This is a genomic window from Pseudomonas sp. BN411 (assembly GCF_029871235.1).
GTDB lineage: Bacteria > Pseudomonadota > Gammaproteobacteria > Pseudomonadales > Pseudomonadaceae > Metapseudomonas.
Map to the genome: position 1 here is coordinate 244206 of NZ_SSOM01000080.1, position 18175 is coordinate 262380.

At 65.6% G+C, this 18175-nt stretch carries 17 protein-coding genes; 4 read left to right on the plus strand and 13 right to left on the minus strand.

Features of this window, described 5'->3' with window-relative positions; translation table 11 throughout:
• The first annotated feature begins 92 nt into the window (after positions 1-92).
• From E8F06_RS24140 to E8F06_RS24150, 3 genes are all read left to right on the plus strand, one after another.
• The gene (locus tag E8F06_RS24140) at positions 93-1361 is read left to right on the plus strand and encodes an OprD family porin (protein WP_280371785.1); all 1269 of its coding nucleotides are present in this window, start codon (positions 93-95) and stop codon (positions 1359-1361) included.
• Positions 1362-1554: 193 nt separating this feature from the next.
• Positions 1555-3276: an FAD-dependent oxidoreductase gene (locus E8F06_RS24145; protein ID WP_280371787.1), complete on the plus strand. Its 1722-nt coding sequence runs from the start codon at positions 1555-1557 to the stop codon at positions 3274-3276.
• 10 nt (positions 3277-3286) lie between these two features.
• Complete coding sequence (locus E8F06_RS24150) at positions 3287-4111, plus strand: aldo/keto reductase (protein ID WP_280371788.1); 825 nt, start codon at positions 3287-3289, stop codon at positions 4109-4111.
• A gap of 634 nt (positions 4112-4745) precedes the next feature.
• Here E8F06_RS24150 and pcaC read toward each other — a convergent pair.
• The 8 genes from pcaC to E8F06_RS24190 all read right to left on the minus strand — a co-directional run bounded on the left by pcaC (position 4746) and on the right by E8F06_RS24190 (position 12301).
• The gene (gene pcaC, locus E8F06_RS24155) at positions 4746-5141 is read right to left on the minus strand and encodes a 4-carboxymuconolactone decarboxylase (protein ID WP_028628006.1); all 396 of its coding nucleotides are present in this window, start codon (positions 5139-5141) and stop codon (positions 4746-4748) included.
• 71 nt (positions 5142-5212) lie between these two features.
• Complete coding sequence (pcaD, locus tag E8F06_RS24160; RefSeq protein ID WP_280371790.1) at positions 5213-6001, minus strand: 3-oxoadipate enol-lactonase; 789 nt, start codon at positions 5999-6001, stop codon at positions 5213-5215.
• Between the two features lie 9 nt (positions 6002-6010).
• Entirely contained in the window at positions 6011-7372 is a 1362-nt protein-coding gene (locus E8F06_RS24165; RefSeq protein WP_280371792.1) for a 3-carboxy-cis,cis-muconate cycloisomerase, read from the minus strand.
• Between the two features lie 162 nt (positions 7373-7534).
• Positions 7535-8740: a 3-oxoadipyl-CoA thiolase gene (gene pcaF / locus E8F06_RS24170; protein ID WP_280371793.1), complete on the minus strand. Its 1206-nt coding sequence runs from the start codon at positions 8738-8740 to the stop codon at positions 7535-7537.
• A complete protein-coding gene (locus E8F06_RS24175) occupies positions 8737-9519 on the minus strand; it encodes a CoA-transferase subunit beta (RefSeq protein WP_280371795.1) in 783 nt (260 codons plus the stop codon). The genes pcaF and E8F06_RS24175 overlap by 4 nt, the downstream gene beginning before the upstream one ends.
• Positions 9519-10367 carry a CoA transferase subunit A gene (locus E8F06_RS24180; RefSeq protein ID WP_077526576.1) on the minus strand — a complete coding sequence of 283 codons (849 nt, stop codon included), beginning with the start codon at positions 10365-10367 and terminating at the stop codon, positions 9519-9521. Before E8F06_RS24180 ends, E8F06_RS24175 begins: the two co-directional genes overlap by 1 nt.
• Positions 10368-10522: 155 nt before the next feature.
• Entirely contained in the window at positions 10523-11023 is a 501-nt protein-coding gene (locus tag E8F06_RS24185; RefSeq protein WP_280371796.1) for a VOC family protein, read from the minus strand.
• 228 nt (positions 11024-11251) lie between these two features.
• Positions 11252-12301, minus strand: coding sequence for a nitronate monooxygenase (locus tag E8F06_RS24190; protein WP_280371799.1), 1050 nt, complete (start codon positions 12299-12301; stop codon positions 11252-11254).
• A gap of 94 nt (positions 12302-12395) precedes the next feature.
• On the opposite strand from E8F06_RS24190, the gene E8F06_RS24195 reads away from it, so the two are divergent.
• Positions 12396-13271, plus strand: coding sequence for a LysR family transcriptional regulator (locus E8F06_RS24195; protein ID WP_280371801.1), 876 nt, complete (start codon positions 12396-12398; stop codon positions 13269-13271).
• 15 nt (positions 13272-13286) lie between these two features.
• Here E8F06_RS24195 and E8F06_RS24200 read toward each other — a convergent pair whose 3' ends face one another.
• The 5 genes from E8F06_RS24200 to E8F06_RS24220 form a co-directional block, all read right to left on the minus strand.
• A complete protein-coding gene (locus E8F06_RS24200) occupies positions 13287-13745 on the minus strand; it encodes a GFA family protein (protein ID WP_280371803.1) in 459 nt (152 codons plus the stop codon).
• A gap of 174 nt (positions 13746-13919) precedes the next feature.
• On the minus strand, positions 13920-15089 hold the full coding sequence (locus E8F06_RS24205) for an iron-containing alcohol dehydrogenase (RefSeq protein WP_280371805.1): 1170 nt from the start codon (positions 15087-15089) through the stop codon (positions 13920-13922).
• Between the two features lie 8 nt (positions 15090-15097).
• Positions 15098-16489, minus strand: coding sequence for an aldehyde dehydrogenase family protein (locus E8F06_RS24210; protein ID WP_280371807.1), 1392 nt, complete (start codon positions 16487-16489; stop codon positions 15098-15100).
• A gap of 50 nt (positions 16490-16539) precedes the next feature.
• Positions 16540-17346: a dienelactone hydrolase family protein gene (locus E8F06_RS24215; RefSeq protein WP_280371809.1), complete on the minus strand. Its 807-nt coding sequence runs from the start codon at positions 17344-17346 to the stop codon at positions 16540-16542.
• Between the two features lie 205 nt (positions 17347-17551).
• On the minus strand, positions 17552-18175 hold the full coding sequence (locus E8F06_RS24220; protein WP_280371811.1) for a trimeric intracellular cation channel family protein: 624 nt from the start codon (positions 18173-18175) through the stop codon (positions 17552-17554).

Consider the following 18175-nt stretch of genomic DNA (forward strand, 5'->3'; position numbering starts at 1 on the left):
CCCATAGCTCCAACCCCCACCTGCATTCGCGCAACCGCCGCGAAGGGGCTTTTGCGCACCCGAAAACAACAATCAAAGAGGCAAGAACGAGCATGAATTCCAGCCGCCGCCAGGTCCAAACCTTTGTCCCGTGCATCCTCTCCGCCGCCGTCGCCCTGGCCGCCCTGCCCGCCCAGGCCGCCGACGAGCACGGCTTCGTCGAAGACGCCACCGCCACGCTGAACCTGCGCAACTTCTACATCAATCGCAACTTCGTGAACCCGACTAACCCGCAGGGCAAGGCCGAGGAATGGACCCAGAACTTCATCCTCGATGCCCGCTCGGGCTTCACCGAAGGCCCGGTGGGCTTTGGCGTCGACATGCTCGGCCTGCTGTCGGTCAAGCTCGACGGCGGCAAGGGCACCAAGGGCACCCAACTGCTTCCGGTGCATGACGATGGCCGCCCGGCCGACGACTTCGGCCGCCTGGCCGTGGCCGGAAAGATGCGCGTATCGAAGACCGAGTTGAAGGTGGGCGAGTGGATGCCGGTGCTGCCGATCCTGCGTTCCGATGACGGCCGCTCCCTGCCGCAGACCTTCCAGGGCGGCCAGGTGACTTCCCAGGAGATCGACGGCCTGACCCTCTACGGCGGCCAGTTCCGCCAGAACAGCCCGCGCAACGACGCGAGCATGGAAGACCTGTCCATGAACGGCAAAGCGGCCTTCACCTCGGACCGCTTCAACTTCGCCGGCGGCGAATACGCCTTCAACGAGAAGCGCACCCTGGTTGGCCTGTGGTACGCCGAGCTGGAAGACATCTACCAGCAGCAATACCTGCAGGTGGTGCACAGCCAGCCCGTGGGCGACTGGACCCTGGGCGCCAACCTCGGCTACTTCACCGGCAAGGAAGACGGCTCGGCGCTGGCCGGCGACCTGGACAACCAGACCTGGTCCGCCCTGCTGTCGGCCAAGTACGGCGGCAACACCTTCTACGTCGGCCTGCAGAAAGTCACCGGCGACGACGCCTGGATGCGCGTCAACGGCACCAGCGGCGGCACCCTGGCCAACGACAGCTACAACTCCAGCTTCGACAACGCCGACGAGAAGTCCTGGCAGGTTCGCCACGACTACAACTTCGCCGCCCTCGGCGTTCCCGGCCTGACCCTTATGAACCGGTACATCAGCGGCGAGGACGCCCACGTAGGCAGCGTGACCGACGGCAAGGAATGGATCCGCGAAACCGAACTGGCCTATGTGGTCCAGTCCGGCGCCTTCAAGGCACTCAACGTGAAGTGGCGCAATTCGAGCATCCGCCGCGACTACAGCAACAACGAATTCGACGAAAACCGTCTGATCATCAGCTATCCGCTGTCGATCCTCTGATCCTTTGGTAAGCGTGCTTTGACTACCTTGGCCCGCCTTCTGGCGGGCTTTTTTTATGGCTGGGCAAAACCTCTCTAACGGCACGCCCGATTTCCGTTCGCTGACCGGCCACTTGCGTCCCCCTGCCCTTGGTCGCGGCGAACAGCGCTCATAAAATACGGAACATGGTTCCAGTATTTAAGGATTCCCCGACATGCCTGCCGAAAACCCAACACCGAACCACCTCGACTGCGACCTTCTGGTCATCGGCTCCGGCGCTGCGGGCCTGGCTGCGGCGGTAACAGCGGCCCACCACGGAGAGAAGGTGATTCTGGTCGAGAAGGAGCCGGTCTTCGGCGGCGCTACCGCCTGGTCCGGTGGCTGGATGTGGGTGCCGCGCAACCCGCTGGCCCGGCGCGCCGGAATCATTGAGGACATCCAGCAACCGCGCACCTACCTGCGCAACGAATTGGGCGAGCACTTCCGCCCGGAGCTGGTGGACGCCTTCCTCGAAGCCTGCCCGGATATGGTCGCGTTCTTCGAGCAACACACCGCCCTGCAATTCGTCGACGGCAACGGCATCCCCGACATGCATGGCGACACGCCCGGCGCAGCTACCGGCGGCCACCAGGTGATCGCAGCGCCCTACGATGCCCGTGAGGTCGGCGAGCTGCTGCCGCGTCTGCGCAAGACCATGCGCGAAACCTCATTCATGGGCATGCCGATCATGGCCGGCGCCGATCTGGCCGCGTTTCTCGGCATGACCCGCTCGCTGAAGGCCTTCGCCTATGTGACCCGGCGCTTCCTCACCCACCTTTACCACCTGGCTCGCTACGGCCGCGCCATGCACCTGGTGAACGGCGTGGCGCTGGTGGCGCGCCTGGTCAAATCGGCCAATGACCTGGGTGTCCAATTGCTGGAGTCGGCACCGGCGCGCCGATTGCTGATTGAAGATGGCACCGTTCGCGGCGCAGTGGTCGAACAGGACGGCCACGAAGTTGCGATCCACGCCAAGGCGGTGGTGCTGGCGGCCGGGGGCTTCCCCAACGATCCGGTGCGGCGCAAGGCGCTGTTCCCTCGCGATGCCAGTGGCCACGACAACCTCGCCCTGCCTCCAGCCTCCTGCTCCGGGGACGGCCTGCGCCTGGGCGAATCCGCCGGCGGCGTTGTAGCCGACGACCTGCGTTCCCCGGTGGCCTGGGCACCGGTTTCGAAGGTGCCCTACCCCAACGGCACCTTCGGCCACTTCCCCCACATCATCGATCGCGGCAAGCCCGGCATCATCGGCGTTCTGCAGAATGGCCGGCGCTTCGTCAACGAAGCCGGTGGCTACTACGACTACGTCGACGCCATGAACCGGGCCGTGCCGGAAGGCGAGGAAAGCTGTTCCTGGCTGGTCTGCGATCACCGATTCCAGCGCCGTTATGGCCTGGGCTTCGCCCGCCCCGCTCCCATACCGCTGTGGCCGCACCTGCGCAACGGCTACCTCAAGCGCGGCAGGACCCTGGTCGAACTGGCGCACGCCTGCGGCATCGACCCGGCGGGCCTGACAACCACTGTCGTCGAGTTCAACCACCATGCCCGCCAGGGCCAAGACCCAGAGTTCGGCCGGGGCAGTACCCCGTTCAACCGCCGCAACGGTGACGCCCTGCACGACGGCCCCAATCCCTGCGTGGCCCCCATCGAACAGGGCCCCTTCTACGCCGTGAAAGTACAACCGGGTTGTTTCGGCACCTTCGCCGGCCTGCGCACCGACGGCCAGGCACGGGTACTGGACGAGCACGCCCAACCGATTCCCGGGCTCTATGCCGCTGGCACCGATATGGCCAGCGTACTGGGCGGCCATTACCCGTCCGGCGGGATCAACCTGGGACCCGCCATGACCTTCGGCTACATCGCCGGCCGCCATGCGGCAGGCACTACCCTTGATGCATAAGGAGCAGCACATGCGGAACCTCACCACTCGCCATGGACTCGACATGCCCCAGCTCGGTCTCGGCACCTGGCCGATGAAGGGCGAGGAATGCACGCTCGCCGTGCGCCAGGCGCTGGAACTGGGCTATCGCCACATCGACACAGCACCCGCCTACGAAAACGAAGCGGCCGTGGGCGAGGCATTGCGTCAGAGCCACGTCCCCCGCGAAGCCATCCACCTGACCACCAAGGTCTGGTGGGACAAGCTGCAACCAGCCGCCATGCGCCAGTCCCTGGAAGACAGCCTGCGTGCCCTGGGCACCGATCAGGTAGACCTGTTCATGATCCACTGGCCGACGAAGGACTGGGATCTGCCGCGCAGCATCGAAACCCTGGTGGCCCTGCGCGATGAAGGCAAGGCACGCAGCATTGGCGTCGCCAACTTCCCGCTCGGCCTGTTGCGCCGGGTGGTGGAGGAACTGGAAGCGCCGCTGTCGGCGATCCAGGTGGAGTACCACGTCCTGCTCGACCAGCAGCGCCTACTGGACTATGCCCGTAGCAAAGGCCTGGCGCTGACCGCCTACACCCCGCTGGCTCGCGGCCAAGCGGCGGAGCAGGCGGCGATTCGGCAAATCGCCGAAAAGCACGGTGCCCTGCCCAGCCAGGTGGCGTTGAAGTGGCTGCTGGAGCAGGACGGCATAGCCGCGATTCCAAAGGCTTCTAGCCAGGCGAACCAGCAGTCGAACCTGGATGCCCTCAAGGTGCAGCTCGATGATGAGGACCGCGCCCTGATCGCCGCCCTGCCGAAGGACCGCCGAGTGGTCAGCCCGGACTTCGCGCCGGAGTGGGATGTCTGATGGGGACGCTGCGCGTCCCTTAGCGAATGAATTCGCCCCCACAAGGTAGAAGCCTGCTTCGATGTAAGGTGCGGCACCTATCCTGTGGGGGCGATTTCAATCGCGAGGCAGGCCGAAGATCTGCCCAGTTGGGGCAACTGCGTTGCCCTTGGCGAATGAATTCGCCCCCACAAGGTGGAAGCCTGTTCCGACTCACGGCCCGGCACCTGTCCTGTGGGGGCGATTTCAATCGCAACGCAGGCCGAAGGTCTGCCCAGTTTGGGGCAACGGCGTTGCCCTTGACGAATGAATTCGCCCCCACAAGGTGGAAGCCTGTTCCGACTCACGGTCCGGCACCTGTCCTGTGGGGGCGATTTCAATCGCCAAGCAGGCCGAAGGTCTGCCCCAGTTGGGACAACTGCGTTGCCCTTGGCGAATTAATTCGCCCCCACAAGGTGGAAGCCTGTTCCGACTCACGGTCCGACACCTTTCCTGTGGGGGCGATTTCAATCGCCAAGCAGGCCGAAGGTCTGCCCAGTTGGGGCAACTGCGTCGCCCTTGGCGAATGGATTCGCCCCTACGTCCGCATTTCCCGACCCAATAAAAAACGCCGCCCGGATGCGTGGTCCGGGCGGCGTTCGGGTCTTGCGGCGGATCAGCCTTGCAGCGATTCCACCCCAAGCTCGTCCCACACGGCTTCGGCCAGGTGGAAGGTGGCGTTGGCCGCGGGGATGCCGCAGTAGATCGCGCTCTGCATGATCACTTCCTTGATCTCGTCGCGCGTCACGCCGTTGTTCTTCGCGGCACGCAGGTGCAGCTTCAGCTCGCCCTCGCGGTTCATGCCGATGAGCATGGCGATGGTGACCAGGCTGCGGGTGTGGCGCGGCAGGCCCGGGCGGGTCCAGATGTCACCCCAGGCGTGGCGGGTGATCATTTCCTGGAACTCTTCGTTGAACGGCGTCAGGTTCTGCAGGCTGCGGTCCACATGGGCGTCGCCCAGCACCGCGCGGCGCACTTTCATGCCGGCTTCGTAGCGTTCTTTCTCGTCCATCTCGAAGTCCTCGTAGGAGCGAGCTCTGCTCGCGAACCGCTTCGCGAGCAAGCTCGCTCCTACATCAATAGTCAGGCAGTGAGGAACGCCAGCACGCGCTGGCTGAAGGCATCGCCAGCCTGCACGTTGGACAGGTGCGCGGCATGGAACTCCACCAGTTCGGCACCGGCGATGCGCTCCTGCATGAAGCGGCCATGTTCGGTGGTGGTCACCGGGTCACCACTGCCGCAGACGATCAGGGTCGGGGCGCTGATGCGACCAAGCTGCTCGCGGTAATCGGCGTCACGCACGGCGGCGCAGTTGGCGGCGTAACCCTCGGGCGAGGTCTGCGCCAGCATGCCGACGATGGGCTCGACCTTGGCCGGTTCGGCCTCGGCGAAATCCGGGGTGAACCAGCGGGAGATCGAGGCATCGCGCAGGTCGCGCATGGCCTGGGCGCCGCCGGACAGCACGGTGTCGATGCGCGGGTTCCAGACTTCGGGGGCGCCGATCTTGGCAGCGGTGTTGCACAGCACCAGGCGCTCGATGCGCGCGGGGGCGTTGATGGCCAGCCACTGGCCGATCAGGCCGCCCATGGACAGACCGCAGAAATACGCCTTCTCGATGTCCAGGGCATCCAGCAGCGCCAGCACGTCACCGCCCAGTTGCTCGATGCTGTAGGGACCTTCGCTGACCAGGGATTTGCCGTGGCCACGGGTGTCGTAGCGCAGCACCTGGAAGTGCTGGGTGAAGGCGGGAATCTGCGCGTCCCACATGTGCAGATCGGTGCCCAGGGAGTTGGACAACACCAGCACCGGCTTACCGGCCGGGCCTTCGAGGAGGTAGTTCAGGTCGCCATCGGCGAGTCGTACGGCAGGCATGGAAAACTCCTAGCGCGAAAATGCGTTGTGTTCGGCCAGTGCGCGGTCCACCCAGCGGCGGGCCTGGCCAAGGTAATGGGCCGGATCGAGCAGGCGGTCCAGCTCGGCGGCGGAAAGTTGTGCGCTGACGTCGGCATTGGCACCGAGCACAGCACGCAGGTGAGCGCCCTCCTTCACTGCCTGACGGCAGCAATGCTCCACCAGGTGATGGGCGGCGTCGCGGCCAATGCGCTGGGCGAGCGCGATGCTCACCGCCTCGGCCAGCACCAAGCCCTGGGTCAGGTCGAGGTTGCGGCGCATGCGTGCTGCGTCCACTTCCAGACCGGGCACCACCAGCAGCGCCTGCTGCAGGGCACCGGAAACCAGGCAGCAAAGCTCCGGCAGGGTTTCCCATTCGGCGTGCCACAGGCCGAGGCTGCGCTCGTGCTCCTGGGGCATGGCGGCGAACATGGTCGACACCAGGCCCGGCGCGCGAGTGGCGGCACCGATCAGCACAGCGGCACTCACCGGATTGCGCTTGTGCGGCATGGTGGACGAGCCACCCTTGCCGGGCTCGGAAGGCTCGAAGACTTCACCCGCTTCGGTCTGCATCAGCAGGCTGAGGTCACGCCCCAGTTTGCCGAGGCTGCCGGCGATCAGGCCGAGCAGGCTGGCGAATTCCACCAGGCGGTCGCGCTGGGTATGCCAGGGCTGGTCCGGCAGGTTCAGGTCCAGTTCGCGGGCCAGCGCTTCGGCCACCGGCCAGGCCTGTTCACCCAGAGCGGCCAGGCTGCCGGACGCGCCGCCGAACTGCAGGCAGAACAGGCGCGGCTTGAGTTCGGCCAGGCGCTGGCGATGACGGGTGACGGCACCCAGCACGCCGGCCAGCTTCATGCCCAGGGTGACGGGCGTGGCCTGTTGCAGCCAGGTACGACCGGCCAGCGGTGTATCTGCAAAGCGCTCGGCCTGGACCGCCAGGGCTTCGGCCAGGCCGGCCAGGTCCTGTTCCAGCAGTTCGGTGGCGGCACGCAATTGCAGTACCAGGCCGCTGTCCATGGCGTCTTGGCTGGTGGCGCCCAGATGCACATAGCGTTCAGCTTCGCTGCTCTGGGCGGCAACGCGCTTGCCCAGGGCCTTGACCAGTGGAATGGCGGAGTTGCCGGCGCTGGTGATGGCCTGGGCCAGAGCGGCAAAGTCGTAGAGTTCGGCGTTGCAGGCCGCCTCGATGGGTGCGACGGCATCAGCGGGGATCAGCCCCGCGCTCGCTTCGGCGCGGGCCAGTGCGGCCTCGAAGTCCAGCATGCCCTGCACCCGGCCCTGGTCGGAGAAGACCGAACGCATGGCAGGCGCCGTGAAGTAGGCATCGAAGAGTTGGTTGCTCGGGCTGTTCAAGCCAGTGCTCCGCAAAATCAGGATGGTGTTTCGTTTTATAGCAGCCGGCCGTGTGGGGCCAGTGGTGCAATCAAATGAGCAATCCGTAGGATGGGTAGAGCCTGCGAAACCCATCAATGCACAGCATGGGTTTCGCTCCGCTCTACCCATCCTACGTCTCGATTACACCTTCTCGATGGCGAGAGCGAGGCCTTGGCCTACCCCCACGCACATGGTCGCCAGACCCAGCTTGCCGCCGGATTTCTCCAGTTGGTGCAGTGCGGTCTGGACCAGGCGTGCGCCGCTGGCACCCAGCGGGTGGCCGAGGGCGATGGCGCCGCCGTTCGGGTTGACCTTGTCGCTGTCGTCGGCGATGCCGAGTTCGCGCATCACGGCCAGGCCTTGAGCAGCGAAGGCTTCGTTCAGTTCGATCACGTCGAAGTCACCGATGGCCAGGTTCAGGCGTTCCATCAGCTTGCGCACCGCCGGCACCGGGCCGATGCCCATCACGCGCGGGGCAACGCCGGCGCTGGCCATGCCGAGCACTTTCGCGCGCGGGGTCAGGCCGTGCTTCTTCACCGCCTCGGCGGACGCCAGGATCAGCGCCACCGAGCCGTCGTTCACGCCGGAAGCGTTGCCGGCAGTGACGGTCTTGCCTTCACCGTTGACCGGCTTCAGCTTGGCCAGGGCTTCGAGGGTGGTGTCCGGACGCGGGTGCTCGTCCTGGTCGACCACGGTCTCGCTCTTCTTGCCCTTGATCACCACCGGGACGATTTCCTCGGCGAAGAAACCTTCGGCCTGGGCGCGACCGGCACGCTGCTGGCTCCGCAGGGAGAACAGGTCCTGGTCTTCACGGGAAACCTGGTAGTCGTCGGCCACGTTGTCCGCAGTTTGCGGCATGGCATCGACGCCGTACTGGGCCTTCATCAGCGGGTTGATGAAGCGCCAGCCAATGGTGGTGTCTTCGATTTTCTGGGTGCGACCGAACGCGCTGTCGGCCTTGCCCATCACATAGGGCGCGCGGGACATGGATTCCACGCCGCCGGCGATGGCCAGTTCCATTTCGCCCGAGGCGATGGCGCGGAAGGCGGTGCCCACCGCATCCATGCCCGAAGCGCACAGGCGGTTCAGGGTCACGCCGGGAATGCTGTCCGGCAGGCCGGCCAGCAGCAGCGCCATGCGCGCGACGTTACGGTTGTCCTCACCGGCCTGGTTGGCGCAGCCGAGGAATACCTCGTCCAGTTGATCCCATTTGACCTGGGGATTGCGTTCCACCAGGGCCTTGATCGGGACAGCGGCCAGGTCGTCGGCGCGAACCGGCGCCAGCGAGCCGCCAAAGCGGCCGATGGGCGTACGGATGGCGTCGCAGATGTAGACCTCGCGACTCATTCCTCACCCCCCAGCTGGCCGTGGGCGGCAGCAGTGCGGGCTTCCAGGGCACGCAGAGCGGTCAGCTCGGTGTCGTTGGGGGCCGGGGTTTCGACTACATTCGGCGCGAAGCGAATGGCCCAGCCGGTGTTCTCGATCACCTGCTCGCGGGTTACGCCCGGGTGCAGCGAGGTGACGATGAATTCGTTGGTGCCGGCTTCCGGCTCCATGATGCAGAGGTCGGTGATCAGCGCGACCGGGCCTTTGCCAGGCAGGCCCAGCTGCTTGCGGTGGTCGCCGCCTTCGCCAAAGCCCACGGAAGTGATGAAGGCCAGCTTGTCGACGAAGGTGCGATGGGACTGCTTGAGGATGATCAGCACTTCCTTGGCGGAACCGGCGATCTCCGGAGCACCGCCGGCACCCGGCAGACGTACTTTCGGGTTGTTGTAGTCGCCGATCACGGTGGTGTTGATGTTGCCAAAGCGGTCTACCTGGGCAGCACCGAGGAAGCCGACGTCGATACGGCCACCTTGCAGCCAGTAGCGGAAGATTTCGCCGGTGGGCACCACGGTGTCAGCGGTTTCGGCCAGTTCGCCGTCGCCAATGGACAACGGCAGCACGCTCGGCTTGGCGCCGATGGGGCCGGACTCATAGATCAGCACCACGTCCGGGGACGAGGTCAGGCGCGCCAGGTTGGCGGCCTTGGACGGCAGGCCGATGCCGACGAAGCAGACGGCGCCATTCTTCAGGCGGCGGGCAGCCGCCACGGTCATCATTTCATTGGTGGTATAGGAGCTCATCACTTGGCCTCCGCAATCTTGGCTTGGAACTCGCTGAAATCCTTGGTGCCACGGATGTACTCATCGATCCAGGCAGTGAAGGTTTCGCGGTTGCGGGCGATCGGGTCCCAGGCCTGGTAGAAGCGGTTGTCGCGCTCGTAGTAGCCGTGGGCGTAGGACGGATGGGCGCCACCGGGAACGTGGCAAACAGCGGTCAGGGCCCAGGTGGGCAGGACGCAGGCGTTCATCGGCGCGTTCAGGTCGTCGACGATTTCTTCGACGGTGACGATGCAACGCTTGGCCGCCAGGGCCGCTTCCTTCTGCACACCGAGGATGCCCCAGAGCAGCACGTTGCCCTTGCGGTCAGCCTTCTGGGCGTGGATCACAGTGACGTCCGGGCGAACCGAAGGCACGGCAGCCAGTTGCTCGCCGGTGAACGGGCACTGGATGAACTTGATGTTCGGGTTGACCTTGGGCAGGTCGGAACCGGCGTAGGCGCGCAGCACGGCGAACGGCAGGCCCGAGGCACCGGCTACATAGGAGTTGGCCAGGTCGGCATGGCTGTGCTCGTCGATTTCCAGGGCATTCGGCCACTGCTTCTCGACGGCGTCACGCAGGCGGTGCAGCGAGCCCACGCCGGGGTTGCCACCCCAGGAGAAGGTCAGCTTGCGGGTGCAGCCGGCGCCGATCAGCAGGTCATAGACCAGGTCGGGGGTCATGCGCACCACGTGCAGGTCTTTCTTGCCCTGGCGAATGATTTCGTGGGAAGCGGCAGTAGGAATCAGGTGGGTGAAGCCCTCTAGGGCTACTTTGTCGCCGTCGTTGATGAAACGCTCGACGGCTTCGCGGAGGGAAATGATTTCAGCCATGGTCGATCTCGTGTTGTTATCCAGGGCGTTTGGGGCGCCGGGTGAGCAAAAAGTACTCCCCGGCCCCACCCCGAACAATCCGATAATCGACTATTCGTGCGGTTATCGAACGGATGTGTATGTTGCTACCGAATCCGTTCCGGGCCGCAACGGCCTCAACCGTCGAAGGCTTTCTTCAATGCCGCGATATCCAGCTTCTTCATCTGCATCATGGCCGCGAATGCGCGCTGGGACGGCGCCGACAGCGAGTCCTCGAGCATCTTGATCATCGCGATGGGCACCACCTGCCAGGACAGGCCGTAGCGGTCCTTGAGCCAGCCGCACTGCTGGGCATTCGGGTCGCCACCGGCGGAAAGCCGGTCCCAGTAGTAGTCCAGCTCTTCCTGGTCGTCACAGTGGATCTGGAAGGACACCGCCTCGTTGAACTTGAAGATCGGTCCACCGTTCAGGGCGGTGAAGCGCTGGCCGTCCAGTTCGAAGTCCACGGTGAGTACCGATCCCGGCTCCCGGCCATGGACGTCCCGGCCCGCCTCGCCATAGCGACTCATGGTGGTGATCTTTGAGTTGGGGAAGATGCCGACGTAGAAGTTGGCAGCAGCCTCCGCCTGGTCGTCGAACCATAGACACGGGACGATGGTATGAATCCGCTTGCTCATGGCGCACCTCCTGGTGGGTGGGATGACGATAGCTAATCATCCCTTTGTCGATGGACGAGCTATCGGATCGACATCCAGGCGACTCCCTTCGTCGCCTTTCTGTGGGGGCGATTTCAATCGCGATGCGGACCGCAGGTTCGCCCTAAGGGATTTCAGGGGGCAGCTGCGCTGCCCTTCGCGAATGAATTCGCCCCCACAGGAAACGTAGTGCGCCAGGGAGCCGAAGACTCAGCCCTTCATCTCCTCCACCAGTACTTTCACCAGTTCCGCTGCGGGCATCTCCCGCGCCAGGGGAGCGCCCTGCCCCGCCCATTGCACGGCGAAGTCGTTGCAGCCCTTGGCGCTGGCGGCGGCGTGCAGGGCCTTGGCGGCATCGTAGGTATTCGGGTAGTCCGGCAGGGCCGGGGCATCGGCGGTGTCGAGATCGGTCCAGAGGCGGTTGACCATGCCACGGGCGGCGCGGCCGGAAATGGCGGCGGTGATGCGCGTCTGGTGGGCGCGCTCGCCTTTCAGGGCCGCGCGATAGGCGGCATTGGCGGCCGATTCCGGGCAAGGTACGAAGGCGGTGCCCAGTTGCGCGCCCTGGGCACCCAGCGCCAGTGCGGCGCGGATGCCCTGCCCATCCATCATGCCGCCGGCAGCGATCACCGGCAGGCGGCAGTTGCGGGCAATCAGTCTCACCAGCGCCAGGGTGCCGATCCCGGCATCGCCCTTCTCGGGTTCGAACACGCCACGATGGCCGCCGGCTTCGATGCCCTGGGCCACGATGGCGTCGACGCCCGCAGCCTCCACCAGACGAGCTTCTTCCAGGCTCGTGGCGCTGGCCAGCAGACGGATTCCGGCCGCCTTGAGCGCATCGATCCAGTCGCGAGACGGCAGGCCGAAGTGGAAGCTGACCACGGCCGGACGCTCGTCCAGCAGCATCTGCACCATCTCCGGGTCGGCGAGGAAGCTCTTGTAGATCTCGCGAATGCTGGCTGGCGGCTCGGCGCCGAACTCGGCAAACAGCGGTCGCAGGTGTTCCAGCCAGGCAGCCTCGCGCTGGGCGTCGGCCACAGCTGGGCGATGGCAGAACAGGTTGACGTTGAAGGGGCGGCTGGTCAGGGCTCGGGTTTCCGCCAGCATGGCGCGGGCCTGGGCCGGCGTGCTGGCACCGATGCCGATGGAGCCCAGGGCGCCGGCGTTGGACACGGCAGCCGCGAGGGCCGGGGTGGAAACACCCACCATGGGGGCCTGGATGATGGGGTATTCGATACCGAGCAGTTGGGTGATGGACATGACGCCGCAACTCCGTTGTACGTGAAATCCTGGCCAATCTATCTCAAATAAAGAATAATTTTAAGCATTCATTCTCTATTAGAGATTATTAGCCATGGATCTATCCAGCCTGGAGATATTCCGCGCCGTGGCCCTAGAGCACAGCGTGACCCGCGCGGCCCAGCGCCTGCAGCGGGCGCAGTCCAACGTCACCACGCGGATTCGCCAGCTTGAGGAAGAACTGGGCACGCCCCTCTTCCTCCGTGAGGGCAAGCGCATGACCCTGACCGATCGCGGCCAGGCTTTCCTCGACTACAGCGAGCGCCTGCTGGCCCTGGCGGACGAAGCGCGCCAGGCCATGCACCCGCAACAACCCGGCGGGCGCCTGCGCCTGGGCAGCATGGAAAGCACTGCCGCCAGTCGCCTGCCCGGCCCACTGTCGCGCTTCCACGCCCAGTACCCGGAGGTGGAACTGGAAGTGAGCACCGGCACCAGCCAGGCGCTGCTGGAAGGCGTGCTCGCCCGCCGTCTCGATTGCGCCCTGGTGGCCTGGCCAGAGGGCAAGGGGCCATGGCACGAGGAAGTCTCTTCCCTTGGGCTGGAAGCCCTGCCGGTATTCGAGGAGGAGCTGCTGCTGGTACTGCCTACGGGTCATCCGCCCGTGGAAAACCCTGCCGATGTCCAGGTGAACGGCCTGGCAGGTTTTGCCGAGGGCTGCACCTACCGGCAGATCGCCGAGAACTGGTTGTCCGCCGATGGGCGCCCGCAGCCGAAGGTGCAGCAGGTGGGCTCCTACCACGCCATCCTCGCCTGCGTGGCGGCCGGCTCCAGTGTCGGCATCCTGCCCCGCTCGGTGCTGGAGTTGCAGCGCGAGCCATCTCGCCTGCGCCAATTGCCGCTGATGCAGGTCCCTACCCTGCTGGTCTGGCGCCAAGGCTACGCAACTGCTTCCTTCGAGGCGTTCCGCGAGGCACTGCCCAGCGTCGACTGACACTCGACGGCGCGGTCACCCGGCCTGCCACTCAACCGGCTCACCGCTGTTGGCCCAACCCTCGTGACGTGGCAAGCCATCTTCCGGCAGGGTCAGTAGAGGGTGTTTGGAACGCACGAACACATAGCGATCCGGCTTGCCGCCGACATCGCACTCGCGGTCCAGGGTCGGGACATGCACCAGTTCGAAATCCGGGAAGCTGTCCACGTGCAGGTACATGTGGCAACCGCATTCGGAGCAGAAATAGCGGTGGCAGGTGGACTTGGAATGGAAGCACTTGAGCTTGCCGGCATTGGCGGTGATCTTGAAGGCGCTTCGGTCCACCACTGCGATGATCGCCATGGCGCCGCCGCAGGTATCAGTGCAATCGGTGCACAGGCAGTAATGCACTTCCGCAGGTCGGGCGCTGTATTCGTAGCGCACCGGGTTGTCGTCGCACCGGCAGCCGCCGACCGCCTTGAATGACTCGGTCATGACCATTCTCCCATCGAAGTTGAACCTGACGCCCGCGCCGGAGCGTGCCGGCGTGCACCGGCGAGGACCTGGTTCGTGGATGTGGGAAGAACGCCGGGAAACCGCCCCGGAGCGGGCAAATGCCCGCGCAGGTACGGATCAGGTGGGTCTCACCGCTGCACTGTTCAGATTAGTTCAGAGCCTGCCGTGCAGTGCCTTCTCGAAGATGCGGCTGTAGGTCTGCGCGTCGTACGGCACCGGGTTGGTGCCCGCCGAGGGATCGACTTCCGCCATCCGCCCGACCTGTTCGATACGCGCATCATCGATGCCGATGTCCCCGAGGCTATGGGGAATGTCCAGCTCGCTGCGCAGGTTCACCACCCAGTCGAGCACGCCGGCGAAGCCCGCCTTGGGCAGCCCGAGGTAGCGGGAAAGGCGAGCCATGGGGCCTTCGATATGGGCGCGATTGGCCTGCAGCACATAAGGCATCAGCACGGCATTCAGCAGGCCGTGGTGGGCGTCGTAGAGCGCGCCGAGGGGATGGGCCAGCGCATGCATGGCGCCGAGGCCGCGCTGGAATGCGGTGGCGCCCATGCTGGAGGCCACCAGCATCTGCAGCCGGGCCTCCACGTCGCTGCCTTTGGCGGAGGCCCGTGGCAGGTAGTCCTTGACCAGGCGCATGCCCTCCAGGGCGATGCCTTCGGCCATCGGGTGGTAGAGCGGTGAGCAGTAGGCTTCCAGGCTGTGGGACAGCGCGTCCATGCCGGTGGCAGCGGTGATTTTCGGCGGGAGGCCGACGGTGAGTTCCGGGTCGAGGATGACGATGGCCGGCAGCATGCGAGCGTGGAAGATGATGCGCTTGATATGTGCCTGGTCGTCGGTAATGACCGCCGCGCGTCCCACTTCGGAACCGGTGCCCGCGGTGGTGGGCACGGCGACCACCGGCGCCATGCCGGCCACGTTGACCCGAGAGGCGTTGTCACCGACATCTTCGAAGTCCCACAGCGGACGGTCCTGCCCCACCATCAGCGCGATGGCTTTGCCGGCGTCCAGCGCCGAGCCGCCGCCGTAGGCGATCACGCCGTCGTGCCCGCCGGCCTTGAAGGCGGCCACGCCATCCATCACGTTCGGCCCGGTGGGGTTGCCCTTGATCTGGTGGAAGAGCCCGGCCTTGAGCCCCGAGTCGCGGCATAGGCGCAGGGCCGCGTCGATCATCGGCATCGCGGCAAGGCCGGGGTCGGTGACCAGCAGCGGCGCGCGCATGCCCAGTTCGCGACACGCCGCGTTCAGCTCGGCAATGCGCCCGGCGCCGACGCGCACCGAGGTCGGGTAGTTCCAGTTCATGCGGAAGTGGCTCAGGTCCATGGGACGCCTCACAGGCTGGTCTTGAAGTGGAAGGACTTGGGCCGGGTCAGGTGCTCATAGCCCACCCGTGACAGGGTGCAGCCCCGCCCGGATTGCTTGACGCCGGTCCAGGCCAGTGCCGGGTCCAGGTAGTCGCAGCGGTTGAGGAACACCGTGCCCGCCTCCACCCGGTCGGCCAGCTCCAGGGCAGCGGTTTCATCCTGGCTGAAGATGGCAGCGGTCAATCCGTAGGGACTGTCGTTCATCAATGCCAGCGCCTCCTCGTCGTCGCGCACCTTCTGGATGCCCACCACCGGGCCGAAGGATTCCTCGTTCATCACCCGCATGCCGTGATGAACGCCAGTCAGCACCTGCGGTGCCAGGTAGGCGCTGCCAGGCTCGTCGCGCACAAAGGCAGCCGGGTCCAGATGGGCCTTGGCGCCCTGCCCCACGGCTTCGCGGATCTGCGCCCGAACGAACTCCGCCGCTTCCGCCCGGACCAGCGGCCCCAGGGTGGTTTCCGGATCGTCGGAACGCCCGAGTCGGTACTGGCCCACCAGCGCCACGGCCTGCTCGACGAAGTCATCGAAGAGATCGGCATGCACGTAGATGCGTTCGATACCGCAGCAGGACTGGCCGGAATTGAAGAACGCGCCGTCGATGGCGGTCTCCACCGCGTGAGCGAGGTTGGCATCCGCCCGCACGTAGGCCGGGTCCTTGCCGCCCAGTTCCAGCCCGGTGCTGATGAAGCGTCCGGCAGCAGCGCGTTCGACCATGGCGCCACCCGCCACCGAGCCGGTGAAGGCGACATGACGAACCGGCTCGGCCTGGATCAGTTGCTCGGTGTCGCCGTGGGTCAGGTGCAGGTACTGCAGCACGCCGGCCGGCAGGCCCGCATCGGCGAAGACCTCGACCATGCGTTCGGCGCAGAGCGGCGTCTGGGCCGAATGCTTGAGCAGCACGCAGTTGCCCGCCAGCAGCGCCGGCACCACGGCGTTCACCGCGGTCAGGTAGGGGTAGTTCCAGGGCGCGATCACCAGCGCCAGACCCAGCGGCTCGCGCCGGATCAGCCGAGTGAAGCCGGGTTTGTCCGGCAAGCGGATGTCGGCCAGGGCGTCTTCGGCGATGTCAGCCATCCAGTTGGCGCGTTCGACGAAGCCGCGAATTTCACCGGGTGCATAGCGGATCGGCCGGCCCATCATCCAGCAGAGTTCTTCCGCCAGTTGCGCCTCGCGGGCGGCGAAGGCAGCAATCGCGCGTCGGGTGATGGCCACACGCTCGGCAACCGGCACGCCCTTCCACATCCCGCGCGCGGCTTCGGCTCGCCCCAGCGCGGCGGCGACCTCCGCTGAGGAGGCCCAGGGCCGCTCGACGTAGACCGAGCCATCGATGGGTGAAAAGGTCTGCAATAGCTTGCTCATGGAGCGATCCCCCCTGGATTGCCTGCCTTGATTCAGCCTAGCCAACGCGTCTACTGGCCGAAGACTTCCTTGAACAGCGCCTGCATGTCGGCCCAGGAGTTTTCATCGGCCACCTTGCTGTAGCCGAGATCCGGCCCCTTCTCGCTGCCGTGGCCGGCATGGCTCAGGCGATCAGCGTCCGGGTTGCTGAAGCTGTGCTTGGCCTTGGGCTGGATCACGACCCGGTAATCCACCTGGGCGGCGTCGAACTCGTCCTTGAAGGTGTTGACCGACGCCATGGGCACCAGGGTGTCCTTCTCGCCATGCTCCACCAGCACCTTGGCCTTGACCGCGCCCGGCTTGGCGGCCGAAGTAGCGGCCAGCACGCCGTGGAAGCTGACGACTGCGGCCAGGGGCACGCCTTCGCGGGCCATGTCGAGCACCACCTTGCCGCCGAAGCAGTAGCCGATGGCGGCGAGCTTGTCGGGGTCGGTCTGGGGCTGGGCTTTCAGCAGATCGAGGCCGGCGAGGAAGCGCGCCTTGGCCGCCGGCGCACTGGCCAGCGCGGCCTGCATGAACGCCTGGGCATCGGCCGGGTGCTCGGTGTTTTTGCCGTCGCCGTACATGTCGATGGCCAGGGCGCTGTAGCCAAGGGCGGCGAGATCGCGGGCGCGGCGCTTGCTGTAGTCGTTGAGCCCCCACCACTCGTGGACCACTACCACGCCCGGACGCTTGCCGGTGATGGCGTCGTCGTAGGCGTAGTAACCGATCAGGGAGGTGCCGTCCGGGGCTTTGTAGGGGATTTCACTGGTCTTGATTTCAGCCTGGGCGAGGCTGGTGCCGAGGAGCAGCGCCAGCAACAGGGCGATTCTGGACATGCAGCTTTCCTCCAACCGGAAGTGAGAAGAACGACTGCATCCAGTGTCGCGCGTTTGCCGGATTTCGCCAGCAATCCCGGGAAGGAAACGTGGTGAATACGAATTGAGAGGGGTATCTCGGGTAGTGCCATCGGTTTTGTAGGAGCGAGCTTGCTCGCGAAAAAGCTCCAAGCACGATCTTCGCGAGCAAGCTCGCTCCCACAGGTCAGTCCCGGTCCAGCAGGTGGAAGCGCGGCAACGAGAGCCTCCAGTGGATGGCCGCGAGGCGGATCAGCAGGACCACCAGCATCGCCGCCGCAGAGACCAGCCAGCCCGGCAGAGCCAACTCGCGCAAGGCCAGGAAGACCAGGGAACCGGCGATGCAGGCGATGGCGTAGATCTCCTTCTGGAAGATCAGCGGCACCTCGTTGCAGATAATGTCGCGCAATACGCCGCCACCCACGCCGGTGATCACCCCCATGATCACCGCCGTGCCCGGCTGCAGGTGGTGCTGCAGGGCGACTTCGGTGCCGTAGACGGTGAACACCGCCAGGCCGAAGGCATCCGCCAGCAGCAGGCCGGTTTCGTTGATCGGCCGGGTCAGGCGAACCCAGAGCACCGTGCCCACGGCAGCCAGGGAGGCGACCAGGATGTAGGTGTCGTCCCTGATCCAGCTCACCGGGTGGTTGCCGAGGATGACATCACGCAGCGTGCCGCCGCCCAGCGCAGTGATGATGGCGATCACCAGCACGCCGAACAGGTCCATGGATTTGCGCCCGGCCATCAGGGCGCCGGTGATGGCGAAGACCGCTACGCCGAACAGGTCTGAAAGGTAGAAGAGTTTCTCCAT